Origin of the sequence: Parahoeflea olei (assembly GCF_001703635.1) — a bacterium.
GTDB classification, from domain to species: domain Bacteria; phylum Pseudomonadota; class Alphaproteobacteria; order Rhizobiales; family Rhizobiaceae; genus Hoeflea; species Hoeflea olei.
Map to the genome: position 1 here is coordinate 175,106 of NZ_LQZT01000049.1, position 18,323 is coordinate 193,428.

General features: G+C 65.3%; 18 protein-coding genes. 4 read left to right on the forward strand and 14 right to left on the reverse strand.

What is annotated here, in order from left to right; translation table 11 throughout:
- Window positions 1–188 precede the first annotated feature (188 nt).
- From AWJ14_RS20650 to AWJ14_RS20670, 5 genes are all read right to left on the reverse strand, one after another.
- Window positions 189–1,403 (reverse strand): ABC transporter permease, encoded by a 1,215-nt coding sequence (locus tag AWJ14_RS20650; RefSeq protein WP_066184061.1) that lies wholly within the window; start codon window positions 1,401–1,403, stop codon window positions 189–191.
- Window positions 1,393–2,148 carry an ABC transporter ATP-binding protein gene (locus tag AWJ14_RS20655; protein WP_066184063.1) on the reverse strand — a complete coding sequence of 252 codons (756 nt, stop codon included), beginning with the start codon at window positions 2,146–2,148 and terminating at the stop codon, window positions 1,393–1,395. Before AWJ14_RS20655 ends, AWJ14_RS20650 begins: the two co-directional genes overlap by 11 nt.
- The gene (locus AWJ14_RS20660; RefSeq protein ID WP_066184066.1) at window positions 2,145–3,398 is read right to left on the reverse strand and encodes an efflux RND transporter periplasmic adaptor subunit; all 1,254 of its coding nucleotides are present in this window, start codon (window positions 3,396–3,398) and stop codon (window positions 2,145–2,147) included. The genes AWJ14_RS20655 and AWJ14_RS20660 overlap by 4 nt, the downstream gene beginning before the upstream one ends.
- A 97-nt stretch (window positions 3,399–3,495) precedes the next feature.
- Window positions 3,496–5,376: an ABC-F family ATP-binding cassette domain-containing protein gene (locus AWJ14_RS20665; RefSeq protein WP_066184198.1), complete on the reverse strand. Its 1,881-nt coding sequence runs from the start codon at window positions 5,374–5,376 to the stop codon at window positions 3,496–3,498.
- Window positions 5,377–5,517: 141 nt separating this feature from the next.
- On the reverse strand, window positions 5,518–6,084 hold the full coding sequence (locus AWJ14_RS20670) for a hypothetical protein (protein WP_083220401.1): 567 nt from the start codon (window positions 6,082–6,084) through the stop codon (window positions 5,518–5,520).
- A 588-nt stretch (window positions 6,085–6,672) separates the two neighbouring features.
- On the opposite strand from AWJ14_RS20670, the gene AWJ14_RS20675 reads away from it, so the two are divergent.
- Window positions 6,673–7,365: a glutathione S-transferase family protein gene (locus tag AWJ14_RS20675; protein ID WP_066184071.1), complete on the forward strand. Its 693-nt coding sequence runs from the start codon at window positions 6,673–6,675 to the stop codon at window positions 7,363–7,365.
- A gap of 13 nt (window positions 7,366–7,378) precedes the next feature.
- Here the strand turns inward: AWJ14_RS20675 and AWJ14_RS20680 are convergent, their stop codons facing one another.
- A complete protein-coding gene (locus AWJ14_RS20680) occupies window positions 7,379–7,948 on the reverse strand; it encodes a hypothetical protein (protein WP_066184073.1) in 570 nt (189 codons plus the stop codon).
- Between the two features lie 245 nt (window positions 7,949–8,193).
- Here AWJ14_RS20680 and ndk point away from each other — a divergent pair, with 245 nt between their 5' ends.
- On the forward strand, window positions 8,194–8,616 hold the full coding sequence (ndk, locus tag AWJ14_RS20685; RefSeq protein ID WP_066184076.1) for a nucleoside-diphosphate kinase: 423 nt from the start codon (window positions 8,194–8,196) through the stop codon (window positions 8,614–8,616).
- Between the two features lie 99 nt (window positions 8,617–8,715).
- Here ndk and AWJ14_RS20690 read toward each other — a convergent pair whose 3' ends face one another.
- Together AWJ14_RS20690 and AWJ14_RS20695 are read right to left on the reverse strand one after the other, a co-directional pair.
- Complete coding sequence (locus tag AWJ14_RS20690; RefSeq protein WP_139112730.1) at window positions 8,716–10,128, reverse strand: hypothetical protein; 1,413 nt, start codon at window positions 10,126–10,128, stop codon at window positions 8,716–8,718.
- 402 nt (window positions 10,129–10,530) lie between these two features.
- Window positions 10,531–11,754 carry an alpha/beta hydrolase family protein gene (locus AWJ14_RS20695; RefSeq protein ID WP_210183575.1) on the reverse strand — a complete coding sequence of 408 codons (1,224 nt, stop codon included), beginning with the start codon at window positions 11,752–11,754 and terminating at the stop codon, window positions 10,531–10,533.
- Here AWJ14_RS20695 and AWJ14_RS20700 point away from each other — a divergent pair.
- Window positions 11,693–12,736 (forward strand): helix-turn-helix domain-containing protein, encoded by a 1,044-nt coding sequence (locus AWJ14_RS20700; protein WP_066184084.1) that lies wholly within the window; start codon window positions 11,693–11,695, stop codon window positions 12,734–12,736. The genes AWJ14_RS20695 and AWJ14_RS20700 overlap by 62 nt on opposite strands.
- Window positions 12,737–12,784: 48 nt before the next feature.
- Here AWJ14_RS20700 and AWJ14_RS20705 read toward each other — a convergent pair whose 3' ends face one another.
- From AWJ14_RS20705 to uvrC, 6 genes are all read right to left on the reverse strand, one after another.
- Entirely contained in the window at window positions 12,785–13,243 is a 459-nt protein-coding gene (locus AWJ14_RS20705; protein ID WP_066184086.1) for a GFA family protein, read from the reverse strand.
- 85 nt (window positions 13,244–13,328) lie between these two features.
- Window positions 13,329–14,009, reverse strand: coding sequence for a uracil-DNA glycosylase (gene ung / locus AWJ14_RS20710; protein ID WP_066184204.1), 681 nt, complete (start codon window positions 14,007–14,009; stop codon window positions 13,329–13,331).
- 5 nt (window positions 14,010–14,014) lie between these two features.
- On the reverse strand, window positions 14,015–14,497 hold the full coding sequence (locus tag AWJ14_RS20715; protein WP_066184202.1) for a molybdenum cofactor biosynthesis protein MoaE: 483 nt from the start codon (window positions 14,495–14,497) through the stop codon (window positions 14,015–14,017).
- 19 nt (window positions 14,498–14,516) lie between these two features.
- Entirely contained in the window at window positions 14,517–14,774 is a 258-nt protein-coding gene (moaD, locus tag AWJ14_RS20720) for a molybdopterin converting factor subunit 1 (protein ID WP_066184090.1), read from the reverse strand.
- A complete protein-coding gene (gene pgsA, locus AWJ14_RS20725; protein WP_066184093.1) occupies window positions 14,771–15,355 on the reverse strand; it encodes a CDP-diacylglycerol--glycerol-3-phosphate 3-phosphatidyltransferase in 585 nt (194 codons plus the stop codon). The genes moaD and pgsA overlap by 4 nt, the downstream gene beginning before the upstream one ends.
- Window positions 15,356–15,470: 115 nt before the next feature.
- Window positions 15,471–17,552, reverse strand: a complete 2,082-nt coding sequence (gene uvrC, locus AWJ14_RS20730; RefSeq protein ID WP_066184096.1) for an excinuclease ABC subunit UvrC — start codon at window positions 17,550–17,552, stop codon at window positions 15,471–15,473.
- Window positions 17,553–17,778: 226 nt separating this feature from the next.
- On the opposite strand from uvrC, the gene AWJ14_RS20735 reads away from it, so the two are divergent.
- Entirely contained in the window at window positions 17,779–18,297 is a 519-nt protein-coding gene (locus tag AWJ14_RS20735) for a cupin domain-containing protein (protein ID WP_066184099.1), read from the forward strand.
- Window positions 18,298–18,323 lie beyond the last annotated feature (26 nt).

The window sequence follows — 18,323 nt, forward strand, 5'->3', positions numbered from 1 at the left end:
TACCACCGGGAACATCAACATCTCGGACGTATCCAGGCCGCCGATACGGACGTTTCCGGGCATCCGCAGGGGCTCAAACAGCGCAGGACCGGGGCGAAGCAAGGCTTTCGGGCGCCATGCGGGTGGCAATGAGTCGCCACTCTGGCGTGCGGGTGACGACCCGCGGCAGCCCGCGGGCGCTTCGGCCGCTACTGGTGCCGCAGCGCCTCGATCGGGTCCATGCGGGCGGCGCGCAGCGCGGGAAAATAGCCGAACACGATCCCGACCACGGCGGAAAACAGGAAGGCGGCGAGGATCAGCGTGGCGTTCGGCGCGAAGGGCACCGACAGCAGTTTTGTGCCGAGCAATCCGAGCGCCAATCCAAGCATGATGCCGAGCAGCCCGCCGATCAGCGACAAGACGATGGATTCGACCAGGAACTGCAACAGCACCTGGCCTTCGGTGGCGCCGACGGCGAGCCTTATCCCGATCTCGCGGGTGCGCTCGGTGACCGAGACCAACATGATGTTCATGATGCCGATGCCGCCGACCAAGAGGCTGACGGCGGCGACCGCCGACAGCAGCCCGGTCAGCACGCTGGTGATGCCGGTCAGCATCGACGAGATCTGCTTCATGTCGAAGACGTTGAAATCGTCCTCCTCGAACGGGCCGACATGCCGGCGTTCGCGCATCAGCCGTTCGATGTCGCCCTTGGCCTTGTCGGTGGAGATGCCGTTGCGGATCGAGGCATAGATCATCGACACGTCCTGGCTGCCGCCGATGCGCCGCTGGAAGGCGCGGATCGGGATCAGCACGATGTCGTCCTGGTCGGAGCCGAAGCTCGACGCACCCTTGACCGACAGCACCCCGATCACCCGGCAGGAAATCTGCTTGAGGCGGATGTTGACGCCCACGGGATCGCTGTGCCCGAACAGCTTCTGGCGCACCGTTTCGCCAAGGATGCAGGCCGAGGCGCCGCTGCGCAGCTCGCTTTCATAGAATTCGCGCCCGCTTGCGAGCGACCAGTCGCGGGCGACGAGGAAGCGGTTGTCGGTGCCGGTCACGGTGGTGGTGTAGTTGACATTGCCGGCAATCGCCGTGATCGCGCGCGAATTGCTCGGCGTCGCCACCGCCACGCTGGGGATCTGCTCCTCGATGGCGTCCACGTCCTTGAGCGTGAGAGCCGGCGCGGTGCCGCCCACGCCGGAGCCGGGACCGTGCGAGGGCTGGCCGGGGCGCACCATCAAAAGATTGGTGCCGAGCGTGGACACGTCCGCTTGCACCTGGTCGGTCGAGCCCTGGCCGACGGTGACCATGGCGATCACCGCGGCGACGCCGATGACGATGCCGAGCACCGTCAGGAAGGACCGGAACGCATTGCGCAGGATCGCCTGCAGCGCCAGCCGCACGGTCTCATACAGCATCGCCGGCCTCCTTGCGCGGACGCTCGTCGGAGGCGATGCGGCCGTCGAGGAAGTGGACCAGACGGTCCGCATATTCGGCCATGTCCGGCTCGTGGGTGACCATCAGGATGGTGATGCCGTCGCGACGGTTGAGCTCGGTCAGAAGCTCCATGATCTCGTGGCTGCGGGCGGTGTCGAGATTGCCGGTCGGCTCATCGGCGAGGATCACGTTGGGATTGGTCACGATCGCCCGCGCGATCGCCACCCGCTGCTGCTGCCCGCCCGAAAGCTCGGAGGGCTGATGGTCCTCGCGGCCCGTGAGCCCGACCCGCGCCAGCGCGTCCCGGGCGAGTTGCCGGCGCTCGGCCCGCGCCATGCCCTGGTAGATCAGCGGCAGTTCGACATTCTCGAGCGCCGTGGTCCGCGCAAGCAGGTTGTAGCCCTGGAACACGAAGCCGAGGAAATTGCGCCTCAGCAGGGCAAGCTGGTTGCGGCCCAGATGCTCGACCTCGGCGCCGGAGAAGAAATAGGTGCCGCTGCTCGGCTTGTCGAGAAAGCCGAGGATGTTCATCGCCGTCGATTTGCCCGATCCGCTCGGCCCCATGATGGCGACGAAGTCGCCGGGGGCGATGTCGAGATCGATGCCGGAGAGCGCCCGCACCTCGGCATCGCCGGTGCCGTAGATCTTGGTGACGCCGCGCAGGGAGATGAGGGGCGGGACCGGGGCCGCGGCCGCGGCCGGGGCGGGATGCCCGGCGGCACTCATGGCGTGGACAGATCGGTGATCACCAGATCGCCCTGTTCGACCTCGCCGGTGATCGCCGTCTTCGAGCCGTCCGTTTCTCCCGGGATCACCGGCACCGCCACGGCCACGCCGTTGCGCAGCACCCAGATGTCGCGATGGCCGTCGACGCCCGGCTTGGAAATCGGCGCGGCCGACATCGAGGGCGGCCCCTTGAAAACGACACCCAGCAGCCCGCTGCCGCTGCGGCCCTCGACCTTGGCCGGCGGCGCATAGCGCAGCGCCGCATTGGGGATCACCAGCGTGTCCCTGACTTCCGCGACCTTGATGTCGGCGGTTGCCGTCATGCCCGGGCGCAGCAGCAGCTCGGCATTGTCGATCGACAGGATCGCCTCGTAGGTGACCACGCCCTCCACCGTCTTCGGCGCGTAGCGCAATTGCGAGATGACGGCGGGGAACGACTGGCCCTGATAGGCCTCGACCGTGAACATCGCCGCGTTGCCGACCTTGACCTTGCCAATATCGGCCTCGTCGATGTCGACCCTGAGCTCCATCTTGGTCAGGTCGGCGGCGAGCGTGAACAGAACCGGCGCCTGCAGCGACGAGGCGACGATCTGGCCGACCTCGACATTGCGGTCGAGCACGACGCCATCGATGGAGGAGCAGATGCAGGCCTTGCCGAGATTGGTCTCGTTGATCTTGAGATTGGCGTCCGCCACGCGGATATCGGCTTCCGCGCTCTTCACCGCCGCTTCGGCGCGCTCGTAGTCGGCCTTGGCGCTCGTCAGGTTCTCTTCCGAGGCGACATTGCGTTGCTTGAGCATCACCGCGCGGTCATAGGCGTCCTTGCGCTGGGCGAGCGTGGCGCGCGCATCGGCGAGGCGGGCCTGGGCGGCGACCAGCGAGGCGCGGCTCAACTCGACATTGGCCTCGAGCTTGTCGGTGTCGAGCAGGGCCAGCACCTGGCCCTTGTGCACGGTGTCGTTGAAATCCACCTCGACGGCGCGCACGGTGCCTGACAGTTCGGAGGAAATCTCCACCTGGCCGGTGGGCTCGACCGTGCCGGTCGCGGTCACCTGCACGACAATGTCGGCGCGCTCGACCGGGGCGGTCACATAGCTGGGCTGGGCCTGTCGCGCGTCCGCCGCGCGCCAGTACCAGAGCGCGCCGGCGAGCACCAGAAGCAGCACCAGCCAGACCGGCCAGGAGCGGAGCGGCGAGCGCTTTTTCGAGGTCTTGACGATGGCTTCGATGTCGGACTTGGAGGGGGGCATGGCATGATCCAATCAATGCGTACTGGCTAGCACACCGCCCAGGCCGGGTGATTGACATGCATCAACCGGGACTGCGCCCGACCGACGCGGCCGGCGCCTATTCGGCCGCTTCCGCGTCGTCCACCTTGCTCGTGAGCTCGATCCATTCCTCTTCGGCCTTGGCGAGTTCCGCGGCGCGGTCAGCCCGCTGCTTGGACTTCTGCGCGATCTTGTAGGGCGCGTCAGCGAACTGGTCCGGATCCGAAAGCTCTGCATCAAGAGACTGAATCTGTTTGGTAAGACGGGCCACCAAGGACTCGATATCGCTGATCTTTTTCTTCAGCGGCGCAAGGCCGGCGCGCTGCTGGGCGGCCTGCTTGCGCTTCTCCGCCTTGGAGCCGCCGTCGCTGTCCGACGACTTCTTGCCCCGGGATGAGCTGCCCACCACTTCCTGGCGGTAATCCTCGAGGTCGCCGTCGAAGGTCTTGACGGTGCCGTCGCGGACGATCCAGAGCCGGTCCACCGTCGCCTCGATCAGGTGGCGGTCATGCGAGATCAGGATCACGGCGCCCGGGAAATCGTTGAGGGCGCGGATCAGCGCCGCACGGCTGTCGATGTCGAGGTGGTTGGTCGGTTCGTCGAGGATCATCAGGTTCGGCGCGTGAAACGCCGACAGGCCCATCAGCAGCCGCGCCTTCTCGCCGCCCGACAGGTCCTTGGCGGCCGTGTTCATCTTGTCCGCCGACAGACCCATCTGCGCGACGCGGGCGCGCACCCGTGCTTCCGCCGCATCGGGCATCAGCTTGCGCACATGGGCAACCGCGCTCTCGCCGGGAACCAGATCGTCGAGCTGGTGCTGGGCGAAGAAGCCGACCTTCAGCTGCGGCGCGATCCTGAGCCGCCCGGCCTCGGCCTCGAGCCGTCCGGCGATGAACTTGGCGAAGGTCGACTTGCCGTTGCCGTTCGAGCCCAGAAGCGCGATGCGGTCGTCGGCGTCGATCCTCAGATCCAGCCCCTTGAGCACCGGCGCGCCGGGCGTGTAGCCCACCGCACCGTCCTCGATGGCGATGATCGGGGAGGCCACGCCGCGATCGGGCCGGGGGAAAGAGAAGCCGCGCACATTGCTTTCGACCACCGCGTCGATGGTGCCCATGCGCTCGAGCGCCTTGAGCCGGGACTGCGCCTGCCGCGCCTTCGAGGCCTTGGCGCGAAAGCGCTCGACAAAGGCTTCCATGTGCTTGCGGGCGGCGAGGTTCTTCTCGCGCGCCTTCATCTGGTGCTCGTCGCGCTCGGCCTTCTGCCGCTCGAATTCGTCGAAGCCGCCGCGATAGAAGGTGAGCTTCTTCTGGTCGAGATGGACGATGGCATTGGCGGCGGTGTTGAGCAGGTCGCGGTCGTGGCTGATGATCAGCACCGTGTGCGGGTAACGCCGCACATACTCCTCGAGCCACAGCGTGCCTTCGAGGTCGAGATAGTTGGTGGGCTCGTCGAGCAGCAGGAGGTCGGGCTCGGAAAACAGCACCGAGGCCAGCGCCACGCGCATGCGCCAGCCGCCCGAGAACGACGAGGCCGGACGCTGCTGCGCGGCCTGGTCGAAGCCGAGGCCGGCGAGGATCGAGGCGGCGCGCGCTTCCGCCGAATGGGCGTCGATATCGACCAGCCGGGTCTGGATCTCGGCGATGCGGTTCGGATCGGTGGCGGTCTCCGCCTCCTTCATCAGCCGGGTGCGCTCGAGATCGGCCCTGAGCACGATGTCGATCAGGGGCGTGTCTTCCGAGGGCGCTTCCTGTGCCACCTGGCCGATGCGGGTGTTCTTCGGGATCGAGACATGGCCGGTCTCGCTTGCCATCTCGCCGGTGATCACCCGGAACAGCGTCGATTTGCCGGCGCCGTTGGGGCCCACGAGCCCGGCCTTGATGCCCGCGGGCAGCGCCAGCGAGGCATTGTCGATCAGGAGGCGCCCGGCAATGCGCGCGGAAAGGTCTGTTATCGTCAGCATGCCCGCGCTTCTGGCCGGAAACGCGCCGCATTGCAAGCCGGCAAACGCGAATTCGCGGCGCTGTGGCAAGGCCGCGAGAAACCGGCGACCCGTTCTCCAGGCCGCCGGAACCGTATTGCGGGAGGGTGTGTGCCGCCGGCGTTACCGGGCCGCGGCCTCGCGGACCAGCCTGCACAGATCCACCAGGTCGCTGTCGAAGCTGGCCGGCGCGCGAAGGATGTTGACGCACTTCTTCTTGTAGGCGGCGACTTCGGCGTCGCTCATCGAGCTGATCGCGCCGGTCATGCCCGGATCGATCCCGGGCGTTCCGGTCCCGGGCGTTGCCGCGCCCGCGGTGTCGTCGTCACCCGTAAATCCGAGCGCCGCGGCGATGCCCGGCTCGTTGCCGGCATTGATGTCTACGTCGCCGGTCACAGCGCCGATATTGGCATCGACATTGGCCGCCGGCTCGCCATTGGCGCCGACGCTGGCGCTGGCATTGGCACCATCGGCGCCGCCGACGCTGGCATCGACATCCGCAACCGAGCCGCCGCCGATGCTGGCCGAAGCATCGACGCCGCCGACATCGGCCGACACGCCGAGGCCGCCGGTGCCGTTTCCGCCAACACTGACGCCGCCGGCCTGCTGCGCATGGGTGGCAAGGGGGACGGCGAAGGCAAAGGCGCCGGCCGCAAGTCCGATCACGATCTTGGTCCTGAAGTCTTTCATAACGCTGCTCCTGTCCTGGTTATCCATGGGCGCTCCCGGCCGCATGCCGGGGAACTGGAGAAGCAATGCCGACGGGCACGAAATCGTTCTCCCCGCTCTGCCGGAACGGTTAAGGAACGGTTCAGGGCCTTTTCGGCGAGCCGGGCCACGGCACTGCTGCATGGGCCGCGTTGCCGACCGGGGGTTCTTCGGGGCGGCACATCCGCGGTCATCCGACTTGCGCCCGGTATTGGAATGGAGTGCGTCCCACCGGAGGGTCGCGGAAGGGCGAATGGGATGAACTGAACACCGGCCGCTCCCGCTCCTCCTGGACGAGGAGCCTGGATGAAGAGCCGGGACGAAGGGATGGTGCGACGTGAAGACAGCGGGCGAGTGTTGCTGGCGACACGCCCCGTTTTCTCTTGTATCAACACCCTTGCATCCGAACGGGAGATCGCTGCAACGACAGGCCCTGGAATTTGCCGTTCGGAGCAGCCGGGAGACAGGGAGTGATGTAGGATCTCCGTCGGCTGCTACGCTTGAAACCCGCCAGGCGAAGGGGTCAACCGCTCGCCTCCTGAAACAATCGATCCATCGAAAGCGCCCGCCATGACCATCCTTCTTCACGACCTCGTCGGCGCCGATCCCGCGCGTCCCTTCAGCCCGCATTGCTGGAAGGTGGCGATGGCGCTCGCGCACAAGGGCCTGCCCTTCGCGTGCAACAGCGTCACGTTCACACAGGTGCCCTTGATCGAGGATGGCGCGTCCAGGACCGTGCCGGTGATCCGCGATGGCTCCCGGGTGGTGGCCGACAGTTTTCTCATCGCCGCCTATCTCGACGAGACCTATCCCGACCGCCCGTCGCTGTTTGGCGGGGAAGGCGGGGAGGCAATGGCCCGCTTCGTCGAAGCCTGGTCGCAGTCGGTGCTGCATGCGGGGCTCAACATGATCGTGCTCGAGGAGATCGCAAATCTGCTTTCGCCGGAGGACCAGGCCTATTTCCGGCCGAGCCGGGAGGCCCGGCTGGGCATGACCTTCGGCGAGGTGGCGGAGCGCCGCGCGGCGGAGATCGCGGGCTTTTCCGCCCGGCTCACGCCGCTCAGGATGATGCTGAGATCGCAGCCCTTCATCGGCGGGGCCTCGCCGCTGTTTTGCGACTACATCGTGTTCGGGGCGCTGCAATGGGCGCGGATCACCTCGTCTGCGAAGATCCTCGAAGCGGGCGATCCGGTGACGGACTGGTTCGAACGCTGCCTTGACCTCCATGACGGTCTTGGCCGCTCGGTGCCGGCGGCCGCCTGAACCGCCGGAGCCGTCAAGCTTCTGCTATCAGCGAGGCCGTCGCCGCCACGAACATCAGCATGCCGAGCGCCCAGTCGAGGTGCCGGCGGTGCCAGCCGGAGACGAGATGGCCGCAGCCGGACCAGCCGGCGAGTGCCCACATCCCGAGCCCGACCGCGGCCATCAGCGTGAGCGCCGCGAAGGCGGTCGCCAGCGTCAGCGATCCGGTGAGCGCCGACCCGGCAAGGAACATCGCCACGGCCCAGCTTTCGGGGCTGCCCAGGTGCTCGAAAGGCGGTGGCGGAGAGTGGCGCCGCGGCGGGGCAGGGGCGTCGGGGTCGGCGACGTAACGCGCGAGGCCGGCGAGCGCCAGGAACAGAAGCGCGAGAATGCTTGTCGCGCCGGCCGCCCAGGGCGGGAGCAGCAGCAGCACGCCGAGTGCCACGCCGAACGGCAGCAACCAGCCGAACAGGCTTGCCAGCAGGCAGTCGAGAACCGCCCGCAGCGTCCGTTCCGCTCCAGCCGCCAGCATCGCCCTGTTCTGGGGTGCAAACCCGAACACCGCGACTGCCACGACCCCCGATGCGATGACCGCGTTGGACATGGACGAATGCTACACCGCTGCGCCCGGGCGTCAATCCGGTTCGGCGTGTCCGTTGCGGCGCGCGGGAGGGGCTGAATGCAGCCCGCCTGCGCGGGGTCCGCCGCGCGCTTGCGGCGAACGCCCCTTGCGGATGACAGGCCATGCGGCTATTTAGGCCGCAATTTCCGGGCCGGATCGTTTCTGCCCGGATTTTTGCACCCCATTCGTCCCGCTCTCCCGCGGGCAAACCGCTGAAGGAACAGACCATGGCGATTGAACGCACGTTTTCGATGATCAAGCCCGATGCCACCAAGCGCAACCTGACCGGCGCCATCACCAAGATGTTTGAAGACAACGGCCTGCGCGTCGTCGCCTCCAAGCGCGTCTGGATGAGCAAGCGCGAAGCCGAAGGCTTCTACGCCGTGCACAAGGAGCGCCCCTTCTTCGGCGAACTGGTGGAAGGCATGACCTCCGGCCCGACCGTGGTCCAGGTGCTCGAAGGCGAAAACGCCATCCTCAAGAACCGCGAGCTGATGGGCGCCACCAACCCGGCCAATGCCGATGAAGGCACCATCCGCAAGACCTATGCGCTGTCGATCGGCGAAAACTCGGTGCACGGCTCGGACGCCCCCGAAACCGCTGCCGAAGAAATTGCCTACTGGTTCTCCGGCACCGAAATCGTCGGCTGAACAGCCTCGAATTCGCGAACTGCGAAACGGCTCCCTCACGGGGGCCGTTTTCGCATGCGCAATCACCCCGACATCCGACTCCGCGCCAGAAACCGATTGCTACTTCGACCCGAAGCGGTAGAGCGGTATCGACGTGTGCAGGAAATTGCCTCCCGGGCGTTGGAGCCACCCGTCGCAGTTCCGGTCGAGACGGATGGCGAAATCATTGGCAAGCCGGATCATGAGTTCGGAAGGCTGTGATGTCTCGAACAGGGAAATCAGGCGCGAATCCATCTCGCTGTTGAAAAGAATTTCGGCATATATCGCTGTCTCAAACGGTTCCATCGCGTCGGGATCAAAAGCCTCGCCGGACTTAATCTTGTCGACGGTCTCTTTCCACTGCGGCCATGTCTTCGAGAATTCGCCGGACAGCGAGATCGGCGGGACCGGCTGCCGGTCGGGGCCGTCGCCGATTATCTGTTGCGCAACGGCCGAGGCGAGCAGCCAGTCCAGTTCGTCCCGGAGGTTGTCCCTGAAAGCTTGCCCGTTGATCGAGCCAGTCCGCTCAAGTGCTCCAAGGAGCCGGCTGCCATCCATTTCAACCACCAGGGCATCGAACATGTCGAGCCGCGCCCAGTCGATGCGTTCGCTGGCGTAGGATTGTTCGTTGTGGGCAAAGGCGTCTTCGAAGCGCAAGGCCGCATAGAGCATGCCCGTGCCTCCGGTGTAGTTCAGGACCCTGGCCAGAATGGGTGACAAGAACAGCTTGGAATCTGCGGCATGCATGGCACGGAGGGTTTCATTCCATGCAGCGCCATCACCGGAGCTGGCAGGTTCGTCGTCGAACAGGCGCGTGATGACCGGAAACGCGTGCTCGAAGAATGCGACCTGATACCGACTGTCAAGCCGCGTCACAAAAGTCCGCCATTCACTTCGGTCCTGCCGCGCGAGCAGCATCCCTCCAGCAAGCTCGTAAACGCCTTTTCCTTCCGCTTCGCGGGCGATGGCAAGCTTGACGTCATCGGGCTGGTCCAGCATCGCCGCCACTGCGTCCTGCGCCGCCTGGAACCCGGCCCGGATGTCGAGTTTCGCCAACCCGTCGAGGAACATCCCGCGATCGTTGGACATGAGAAAGGCGCGGGCGAGCGATATGTTGGACGTCGTTGCAAAGAACTTCGGCGCAAACTCGGGCCCGAGCATTTCGCTGGCCTTCCGGTAGCCATAGCGCGAGAGAAGATAGGTCGAGGCCAGTTGGTCGGCGTCTTTCACGCCGGCTTTGAAGAATTCGAGCACGGCATCGGTGGCTTCCGCTTCCGGCATGTCGCCATAAGTAATTTTCAGGTACAGCGCCGTGCTGCCGAAATGCCGGACCTGAAACCGCGAAAGTGCCTTCGTGCGCGCGGTGAGCACATAGTCGGCAAGCGTGACGATCGCCTCCCGATTGCAGGCCTTTTCACTTGCTTGCGCCGGCCCCAATCCCGCCACCAGCACGAAAACTGCAGTTATCGCTTTTCTGAGCACTTGCTGATCCACTCCCGGCGCCGGTTATACTGCCGGTACGGAGACTAGGCACAATAACCGGTCCACTCAAGATTGTACCTGCAGTTGCTTCTGCGGCACGAACGCTTGCGAAGATCCGCAGGCCAGGAAATCGCCTACTGGTTCTCGGAAACCGAAATCGTCGGCTGAATCACATTCTCGATGAAAGTGCATAAAATATTGAAATAATTTATGAAAACTGTCCCTAAAGGGCTCGGCTTTTCTGTTCGGGCGTCGCCGATGCGTGCGCCTGCGTTTGCGATGGGAACTGACCAACCCCGAGCCAATCCCGTCTCAGGATCTGCGGTGTCGCAGGTCAAGTCGCCCGGCTTCTCCATCTTCCAGGCGACTGGACTTTTGTTCACGGGACCAATGCCCGCCGGCGCGGGGAAGCGCTTACTGGGCCGCGAAAAACGTCGCAACCGCATCGGCGATCATCGCGTGGAGGGCGCGCCGCTCTGTCGTCCCGTCGATGCAGACAAACCTGTCCGCCGGTTCCTCTTCGGCAAGGATCGCGAGGCCGTTTTCGGTGCATTCGCCGAGAAAATCGAAATGCGCCAGTCCGGCAGGCTCAAGATAGGTGACCGAGGATTTGGGCAGGGCCGCCACAAGCGCACGCGATTCCACATCGAGATCGAGACCGTGGATGTCCTCCGGCGCGCCGATCACCAGAAGCGGCGTCTTGATCTCATTCAGGCTCGCAGGCGAGAACGCCTGCGTTCCGCCAAGGTCGAACACGGCGATGCCCCGGAGTCTCGGATCGGAGAGATCCGCCTGCATTGCCGCCCGGTCTTCCGGCGTCTTGCCGATGTTCCATCTGTCGAAGATGTCACAGGTCAATTCATCGGGATGGGCGGCGCAATAGGTCTTGAACGTTTCCCGGTCGTAGCGTCCGCCCGCCAGTTCCACGGCGGTGAACCCGCCCAGCGAATGCCCGGCCATGAAAATGCGGTCCGGGTCGATGGTACCGCTCAGGCTTGAGCTCGCCAAAAGGTGGTCGATCAGCCGCGAGATGTCTTTGGGCCGCTCCCACATCTGCCGGGCGTCGTCCGCATCGCGCAACCAGGTCGAGGTTCCGGGATGGCTGATCGCCGCCACGACATAGCCCCGCCGGGCGAGGTCTGCCGCAAGCCAGGACTGGTTCATCGCGTTGCCATACATGCCGTGCGACACCACCACGAGCGGAAAGCGCCCGGGTGCCACCGGTGCCTCCGCGATGGCCTCGATCCCGGCCCAGACCGGATTTGCATGATGGGTCGCCAGGCCCTCGGTCTGAGATGTCGGATACCAGACATAGCCCTTGAGATCGCGGTGCCCGGTCCGGTCGGTGATCTTCAGGTCCGCAAGTCCGGTTTGATAGTCCTGGGCCTGTGCGCTAAAGGTCAGCGTCAGGATGGCGAGCGCCGCGATTTTCAGAAGATGGTTCATAGCTTGCTCCTTTTTGGAAGGGTCGGTCCCTCCGAAATCATCCAGGCGCATCGCAAAAACAATGGGATAGGTGAGCCATCGGTGTCCTTGATCACGTTCGAGGACAGCGCCGCGAGAAAGAGGACAGTTCATGCAGGATACGGTGCTGGCCTTGCCGCTGCCGCTTCTATCGGCGCTGTTGTGCGCGGTCATTGCCGTGCTGGTGCTGCGGCTCGATCTCGGCAGCGACAAGGCGCCGGTTCTGTTTTCAGCCCTGTTTGCGCTGTTTGCCCTGCAGGCGCTGCTGGTCGGTGTCCGCTTCGGCTACGGCATCGATCACTTTGTCGGCCTGCAACGGGTGTTGCCGCTGTTCACCGGCCCGCTGATCTATCTGGCATTCTCAGCCCTTGCGGTGCCTGCGGCGCCATTCCGGAAAATGCTTGTTTGGCATCTGGGCGCCGTGATTGCGGTCATTCTGGCCCTGCAGGCTCTGCCCGACAGGATCGGTCCCGGCGACTGGGCGATCGGCATCAGCTATGTTTTCTACGTGATTGCGCTGCTGCGGCTGTGGCGCACAGGTCCCGATGGCCTCATTCATGCGCGGCTCGATGTGGCGCGCGATGTCAACCGCTGGATGCTGTGGGCGGCAGGATTGCTGATGGTCACGCTCGCGCTCGATATCGCGATTGCGGCAAGCTTCGCCATGCAGATGAGCGCGCAGGTGTCTGCGATCATCTCCTATGGTACGGCGATGCTGATCCTGTTCCTCCTGGGGGTTGTTCTGGTTCTGCCGCGGTTCCTGAAGGAGCGCGCTGCCAGGCCACGGACTTCGACCACAGTCGATGCCGAGGCCGCCAGGCTTGAGGCGGCCGCCTGTGAATTGCTACGCTCGACCGAGCTCTATCTCGATCCGGACCTGTCGGTCCAGAGGCTGGCAAAACGCCTGCATGTGCCGGTGCGAAACCTGTCTCTCGCCATCAATGAGAGCAAGGGCATGAATGTGTCGCAATATGTCAACGGCTTCAGGCTGTCCCATGCCGCGGACCTGCTCGTGAGCAGTGACGACAGCGTTGCAGCGATCATGGTTCGGTCCGGTTTTCTCACGCGCTCGAACTTCTACCGCGAGTTCCAGCGGGTCTATGGCCAGACGCCTGCGGCCTACCGCCAAGCCAGGCTGCAAGCGGTGGACCGGTGACGCTGCATCCGTTTTGGAGCGGCGCTCACATCACCGTGCTACCGCCGCTTAATCTCCGGCAGCCTCATATTCGGCCATCAGCTTCGGCAGTTCCTCCATGGCAGGAAAGCCCTCGTAGCTGTGCCGGGCAGGGGTGGTGGCCCAGGGCAGCTTTTCGGCGGTTACCGTTTCGATGAAGGGTGTGAACCAGCTCGAATCCTCAAGAAGCGTCGGGCGCACATTGACCATCGCCTCGTAGCCTTCGATGCGCGTGAACATCCAGGTCATGCAGTCGGGGCAGAAATGGTGGTGCAACTCAGGCCCCTTGAGGCCGCCGATCACGGTGTCGCCTTCGGTGACGCGGAAGCCCTCGGCCGGCATTATTGCGGTCAGCGAATAGGCGCTGCTGCTCATGCGCTGGCAGCCGCTGCAATGACAGGCGGCCGTCATCATCGGCGGTTGCGAGATCTCGAACTTGACCCGACCGCACCGGCAAGAGCCGGACATGGGCAATTTCTTTGGCTTCATGGCATTGGTCTCCTGTGCTTGACCGGCGGCGCTTATATCGGCCGACCGGTCTTCCGCTTGTGCATCGCCGCGTCCGAAACCGATATCACGCCGCCGCCGGCAACCGCCAATCGATCGGCGTTAAGCCGTTCTTCTCCAGAAACGCATTCGCCTTCGAGAAATGCCGGCAGCCGAGGAAGCCGCGATGGGCCGACAGCGGCGAGGGGTGGGAGGCTTCGAGCACCAGATGGCGCCCGCGGTCGACGAAGCCGGCCTTCTTTTGCGCATGCGACCCCCACAGCAGGAAGACCACCGGATGATCGAGCGCGTTGACGCTTTCGATCACCGCGTCGGTGAACGGCTCCCAGCCGCGGCCCTGGTGCGAGCCGGCAAGGCCTCGCTCGACGCTGAGCACGCTGTTGAGCAAGAGCACGCCCTGCCGCGCCCAGGTCTCAAGACAGCCGTGGCGGGGCGGGGCGATGCCGAGATCGGCCTCGATCTCCTTGTAGATGTTTTTGAGCGACGGCGGCACGCGCGTGCCGGGCCGGACCGAAAAGCTCAAGCCATGCGCCTGGCCCTCGCCGTGATAGGGGTCCTGGCCGAGGATCACGACCTTGACCTTGTCGAGCGGGGTGAGCTCAAGCGCGGCGAAATAATTGGCTTCTGCGGGAAAGATCTCTTTTCCGGCGGCGATTTCCGATGCCAGGAAGGCCTGGAGCGCAGCCATCGACGGGCTTGCGACGGCATCCGACAGCGCCGCCGTCCAGCTCCCGTCGAGCCGCTCCATGCCCTTCACTGCGCCGAGGTCCAGCGCGCCTTGGCCGCGTCGTCGGCATCCTTGGCCGAAACCCACTCGCCGGTGCCGCCGTCCTTCAGGTGTTCCTTCTTCCAGAACGGCGCATCGGTCTTGAGATAGTCCATCAGGAACGCGGCGCCGTCGAAGGCGGCCTGGCGGTGCGGCGCGGCGGCCACCACCAGCACGATATTGCCGCCGGGCGCGATCTTGCCATGGCGGTGGATCGCGAGAATGCCCTGCAGCGAGAACCGGGCGACCGCCTCGGTTGCGATCGCGCGGATCGCGCGCTCGGCCATGCCCGGATAGTGCTCGAGTTCGAGCGCTGCGAGCCGGCCGCCCTCGTCGCGGCAGAGCCCCGTGAAGGTGACCACCGCGCCGATGTCGGCGCGGCCGGCGGTGAGCGCGGCGATCTCTGCGGCGCTGTCGAAATCATGTGCCTGGATGCGCACGTCGACCCGGTGCGCCGCCTCGTCGGGCATGCGAGCGGCCACGGTCACGTCAGCCTCCCGTCATCGGTGGAAACAGCGCGATTTCGCGCGCGCCGCCGATGGGTTCGTCATGGTCGGCATGTTCCTCGTCGAGCGCCGCGCGAATCACACCGGGCACCTGGAGCGCCGCCTCGTATTCCTCGCCGAGCGTGGCGAGATGCGCGATCAGCTCCCCCACGGTCTTCACCTCCGGGGGAAGGTCGATCTCCTCGGACCCCTTGCCGATGCGCTCGCGCACCCAGGCGAAATACACAAGTCTCACGCTCATTCGTCCACCACATGTCTCAGCCCGGCCTTGAAATAGTCGTAGCCGGTGTAAATCGTAATCAGCGCGGACAGCCACAGCATGCCGATGCCGATCTCGGTCGTATAGGGAAGTACCTTGTCGCCCGCAGGGCCGGCAAGCAGGAAGCCGAGCGCGATCATCTGCAGCGTGGTTTTCCACTTGGCGATGCGGGTGACCGGTACCGAGACCTTGAGCGCGGCGAGATACTCGCGCAGGCCCGACACCAGGATTTCGCGGCACAGGATGATGATCGCCGCCCAGATCGACCAGCCGGCGATGGTGCCGTCGGCGGCGATCAGCAGCAGGATCGAGGACACCAGCAGCTTGTCGGCGATCGGATCGAGCATGCGGCCGATATTCGAGGTCTGGTCCCAGATGCGGGCGAGGTAGCCATCGAAGAAATCCGTCACCGATGCGAGGGCGAAGATCGCGAGCGCGCTCCAGCGTGCGAAATCCGAGCCGTGCAGCTTGCCTTCGATGAAAAAACACAACACGATCAACGGGACGGCCAGGATCCGCCCGTAGGTCAGCATATTCGGTATGTTAAGCGCGCGCGACGCCATGGAGCACCCCGTTTCAGGATTTTGCGCAAGATGCGCGGGAGCGGCCCCAAAGGTCAACCGCTGCCGCATGGCTTCGCGCGCAAATGCCGCAAATATGATGGAATTCCGGTACCTGCTACCGGTTCTCCTCGTGAAAATGGTTGTAGATGAGTTCGGCCACAGCCTCGGAAATGCCTTCGACCTTGATCAGGTCATCCACGCCTGCGCGTGAAACCGCCTTGGCGGTGCCGAAATGGTGCAGCAGCGCGCGCTTGCGCGCAGGCCCGATTCCCGCGATTTCGTCGAGCGGATTGGCGACCATCTCCTTCTTGCGCCGCGCCCGGTGCGAGCCGATGGCGAAGCGGTGCGCCTCGTCGCGCAGGCGCTGGACGAAATAGAGCACCGGGTCGCGCGGCGGCAGGGTGAAATCGGGCTTGCCGTCGACGAAGAAGCGCTCGCGGCCCGCCTCGCGGTGCATGCCCTTGGCGACGCCGATGGCGGTCACCTTGTCGGCGATGCCGAGCTCGTCGAGGATCGCCCGGACCGCACTCATCTGGCCCTTGCCGCCGTCGATCAGCACCAGATCCGGCCAGGCGGGCATGCCGGCCGAGGGCGTCGCATCGGTGTCGTCCGCCTCGTCGGGCCTGACCGGCCCCTCGCCATGCTCCTTGATCAGCCGCGAGAAGCGCCGCGTCATGACCTCGCGCATCATGCCGAAATCGTCGCCCGGGGTGATGTCGGTCGATTTGATGTTGAACTTGCGGTACTGGCTCTTGGCGAAGCCTTCCGGCCCGGCCACGATCATGCCGCCGACCGCATTGGTGCCCATGATGTGGGAGTTGTCGTAGACCTCGATTCGCCGCGGCGGGAAGGGCAGGTTGAAGGTCTCGGCCAGCCCCTGCAGCAGCCGCGCCTGCGAGGCGGTCTCGGCCAGGTTGCGGCCATGGGCCTCGCGCGCGTTCGACAGCACCTGGTCCACCAGTTCGCGCTTTTCGCCGCGCTGCGGCACGCTGATCGACACCTTCCGGTCCATGCGCACGCCGAGCGCCTCCTGCAGCAGTTCCCGGTCCTCGAAATCGTCCGAGACCAGGATCATCCGCGGGGTCGGCTTGTCGTCGTAGAACTGGCTGATGAAGGCGCCGAGGATTTCGCCGGGCGCCAGCGACGGGTCGGCCTTGGGGAAATAGGCGCGGTTGCCCCAGTTCTGCCCGGTGCGGAAGAAGAACACCTGGATGCAGGCCATGCCGGCATCGTGGTGGATGGCGAAGACGTCCGCCTCCTCGACCGTGCGCGGGTTGATGCCCTGGTGGCTCTGCACATGGCTCAAGGCGGCCAGGCGGTCGCGGTAGACCGCGGCGCGCTCGAAATCGAGGTCTTCGGAGGCTGCCTGCATGGCGCCCGCAAGCTGCGCCTTCACCGCCTGGCTGCGCCCGGACAGGAAATCCTTGGCTTCGCCCACCAGCCGTCCATAGCCCTCGGCGTCGATCTCGCCGGTGCAGGGGCCCGAGCAGCGCTTGATCTGGTAGAGCAGGCACGGCCGGGTGCGGCTGTCATAGACGCTGTCGGTGCAGGTCCTCAAGAGAAACGCGCGCTGCAGCGCGTTGATGGTGCGGCCGACCGCGCCGGCGGAGGCGAAGGGGCCGAAATAGCTGCCCTTGCGGGCGCGCGCGCCGCGATGCTTGAAGATCGCCGGCGCCGCGTGGTCGCCGGTGATCAGGATATAGGGGAACGACTTGTCGTCGCGCATCAGCACGTTGAAGCGCGGCTTCAGGCGCTTGATCAGGTTGGCCTCGAGCAGCAGCGCCTCGGTTTCGGTGCGCGTGGTGACGAACTCCATGTTGACCGTCTGCGCGATCATGCGGGTGATGCGGTTGGAATGGCCGCGCCCCTGCGCGTAGTTCGTCACCCGTTTCTTCAGGCTGCGCGCCTTGCCCACATAGAGCACGTCGCCGGCCTCGTTCATCATCCGGTAGACGCCGGGCTGGTTGGGCAGGTGCCTGACGAAGGCCTGGATCACGGCCGCGCCCTTCAGGCCGTCTTCGCGGACCGGGCTCTCGTTCCATTCTATGCCCGCGACATTGGCGACATCGGCGGGCGAGGGGATATCGGCCTCCTGAGCGTCGTCCTCGTCGGCATCCGTCTCCGCATAGATCACGCCGCCGTCATCGGGCTTTGCGTGTGCGGGCTTTTGTGGAGAAGGGGCGTGCTGGCGAGTCATGGCGCGATCTTATCAGCCCTGGGGCCGAAACGGGCAAGGGGGAGGTGCGTCTCATGCCGTTATCTGGCGTGGGGAGACCGAATTATCAAGCGCAGGCCGGGCTGCTGACAGAATCTGTCCTACCGTTCCTGAAAAATCGGTTGCAGGACGCGCGGCCGGCCGCCAGGCTTCAGGCCGACCACGCTGCCGTCCCGCGCAGATCACCCCTCGCACAGGATTTCTCCTCATGCCCTCCAAACGCCCCGCCTGCATTGCCCACTGGTCCGACGTCGAGGGCCCGGACGACGCGCGCTACCGCGATGACGACGAACTCCTGGGGATCGGCGCGGCGCTCGGCCGGCACTTTGGCCTCGATCGGCTCGGCATTCACCACGTGCGGCTGCCGCCCGGCCGGCGCACCTCTTTTCCCCATGCCGAAAGCCATGAGGAAGAGTTCGTCTATGTGCTGGAAGGCGCGCCGGATGTCTGGCTCGACGGCGTGCTGCACCGGCTTGCACCGGGAGATTCGGTCGGCTTTCCCGCCGGAACCGGCCAGTCCCACAGTTTTCTCAACAACAGCGACGCCGAGGTGCGGCTCCTGGTGGTGGGGGAAACCTCCAAGGCGGAAAACCGGGTCGTCTACCCCGTCAATCCCGATCGCAAGCCGCTGCGCCCGGACTGGTGGGACGATGCGCCGTTGCGCGAGATGGGCGACCATGACGGCATGACCGATATCGAGCGCGCCCGCCGGGCAGCCAAGGCCTGAGCGAGGCCGATGGCGATGCCTGGCTT

Bases quoted from the DNA above. Each gene is read 5' to 3' on its own strand.
- AWJ14_RS20705 (WP_066184086.1), bottom strand. From the start codon at position 13,243: ATGAAGCCAAAGAAATTGCCCATGTCCGGCTCTTGCCGGTGCGGTCGG.
- pgsA (WP_066184093.1), bottom strand. From the start codon at position 15,355: ATGGCGTCGCGCGCGCTTAACATACCGAATATGCTGACCTACGGGCGG.
- uvrC (WP_066184096.1), bottom strand. From the start codon at position 17,552: ATGACTCGCCAGCACGCCCCTTCTCCACAAAAGCCCGCACACGCAAAG.
- AWJ14_RS20660 (WP_066184066.1), bottom strand. From the start codon at position 3,398: ATGCCCCCCTCCAAGTCCGACATCGAAGCCATCGTCAAGACCTCGAAA.
- AWJ14_RS20655 (WP_066184063.1), bottom strand. From the start codon at position 2,148: ATGAGTGCCGCCGGGCATCCCGCCCCGGCCGCGGCCGCGGCCCCGGTC.
- AWJ14_RS20665 (WP_066184198.1), bottom strand. From the start codon at position 5,376: ATGCTGACGATAACAGACCTTTCCGCGCGCATTGCCGGGCGCCTCCTG.
- AWJ14_RS20670 (WP_083220401.1), bottom strand. From the start codon at position 6,084: ATGAAAGACTTCAGGACCAAGATCGTGATCGGACTTGCGGCCGGCGCC.
- ndk (WP_066184076.1), top strand. From the start codon at position 8,194: ATGGCGATTGAACGCACGTTTTCGATGATCAAGCCCGATGCCACCAAG.
- moaD (WP_066184090.1), bottom strand. From the start codon at position 14,774: ATGAGCGTGAGACTTGTGTATTTCGCCTGGGTGCGCGAGCGCATCGGC.
- AWJ14_RS20680 (WP_066184073.1), bottom strand. From the start codon at position 7,948: ATGTCCAACGCGGTCATCGCATCGGGGGTCGTGGCAGTCGCGGTGTTC.
- AWJ14_RS20650 (WP_066184061.1), bottom strand. From the start codon at position 1,403: ATGCTGTATGAGACCGTGCGGCTGGCGCTGCAGGCGATCCTGCGCAAT.
- AWJ14_RS20695 (WP_210183575.1), bottom strand. From the start codon at position 11,754: ATGACCGCGCACAACAGCGCCGATAGAAGCGGCAGCGGCAAGGCCAGC.
- ung (WP_066184204.1), bottom strand. From the start codon at position 14,009: ATGGAGCGGCTCGACGGGAGCTGGACGGCGGCGCTGTCGGATGCCGTC.
- AWJ14_RS20735 (WP_066184099.1), top strand. From the start codon at position 17,779: ATGCCCTCCAAACGCCCCGCCTGCATTGCCCACTGGTCCGACGTCGAG.
- AWJ14_RS20715 (WP_066184202.1), bottom strand. From the start codon at position 14,497: ATGCCCGACGAGGCGGCGCACCGGGTCGACGTGCGCATCCAGGCACAT.
- AWJ14_RS20675 (WP_066184071.1), top strand. From the start codon at position 6,673: ATGACCATCCTTCTTCACGACCTCGTCGGCGCCGATCCCGCGCGTCCC.
- AWJ14_RS20700 (WP_066184084.1), top strand. From the start codon at position 11,693: ATGCAGGATACGGTGCTGGCCTTGCCGCTGCCGCTTCTATCGGCGCTG.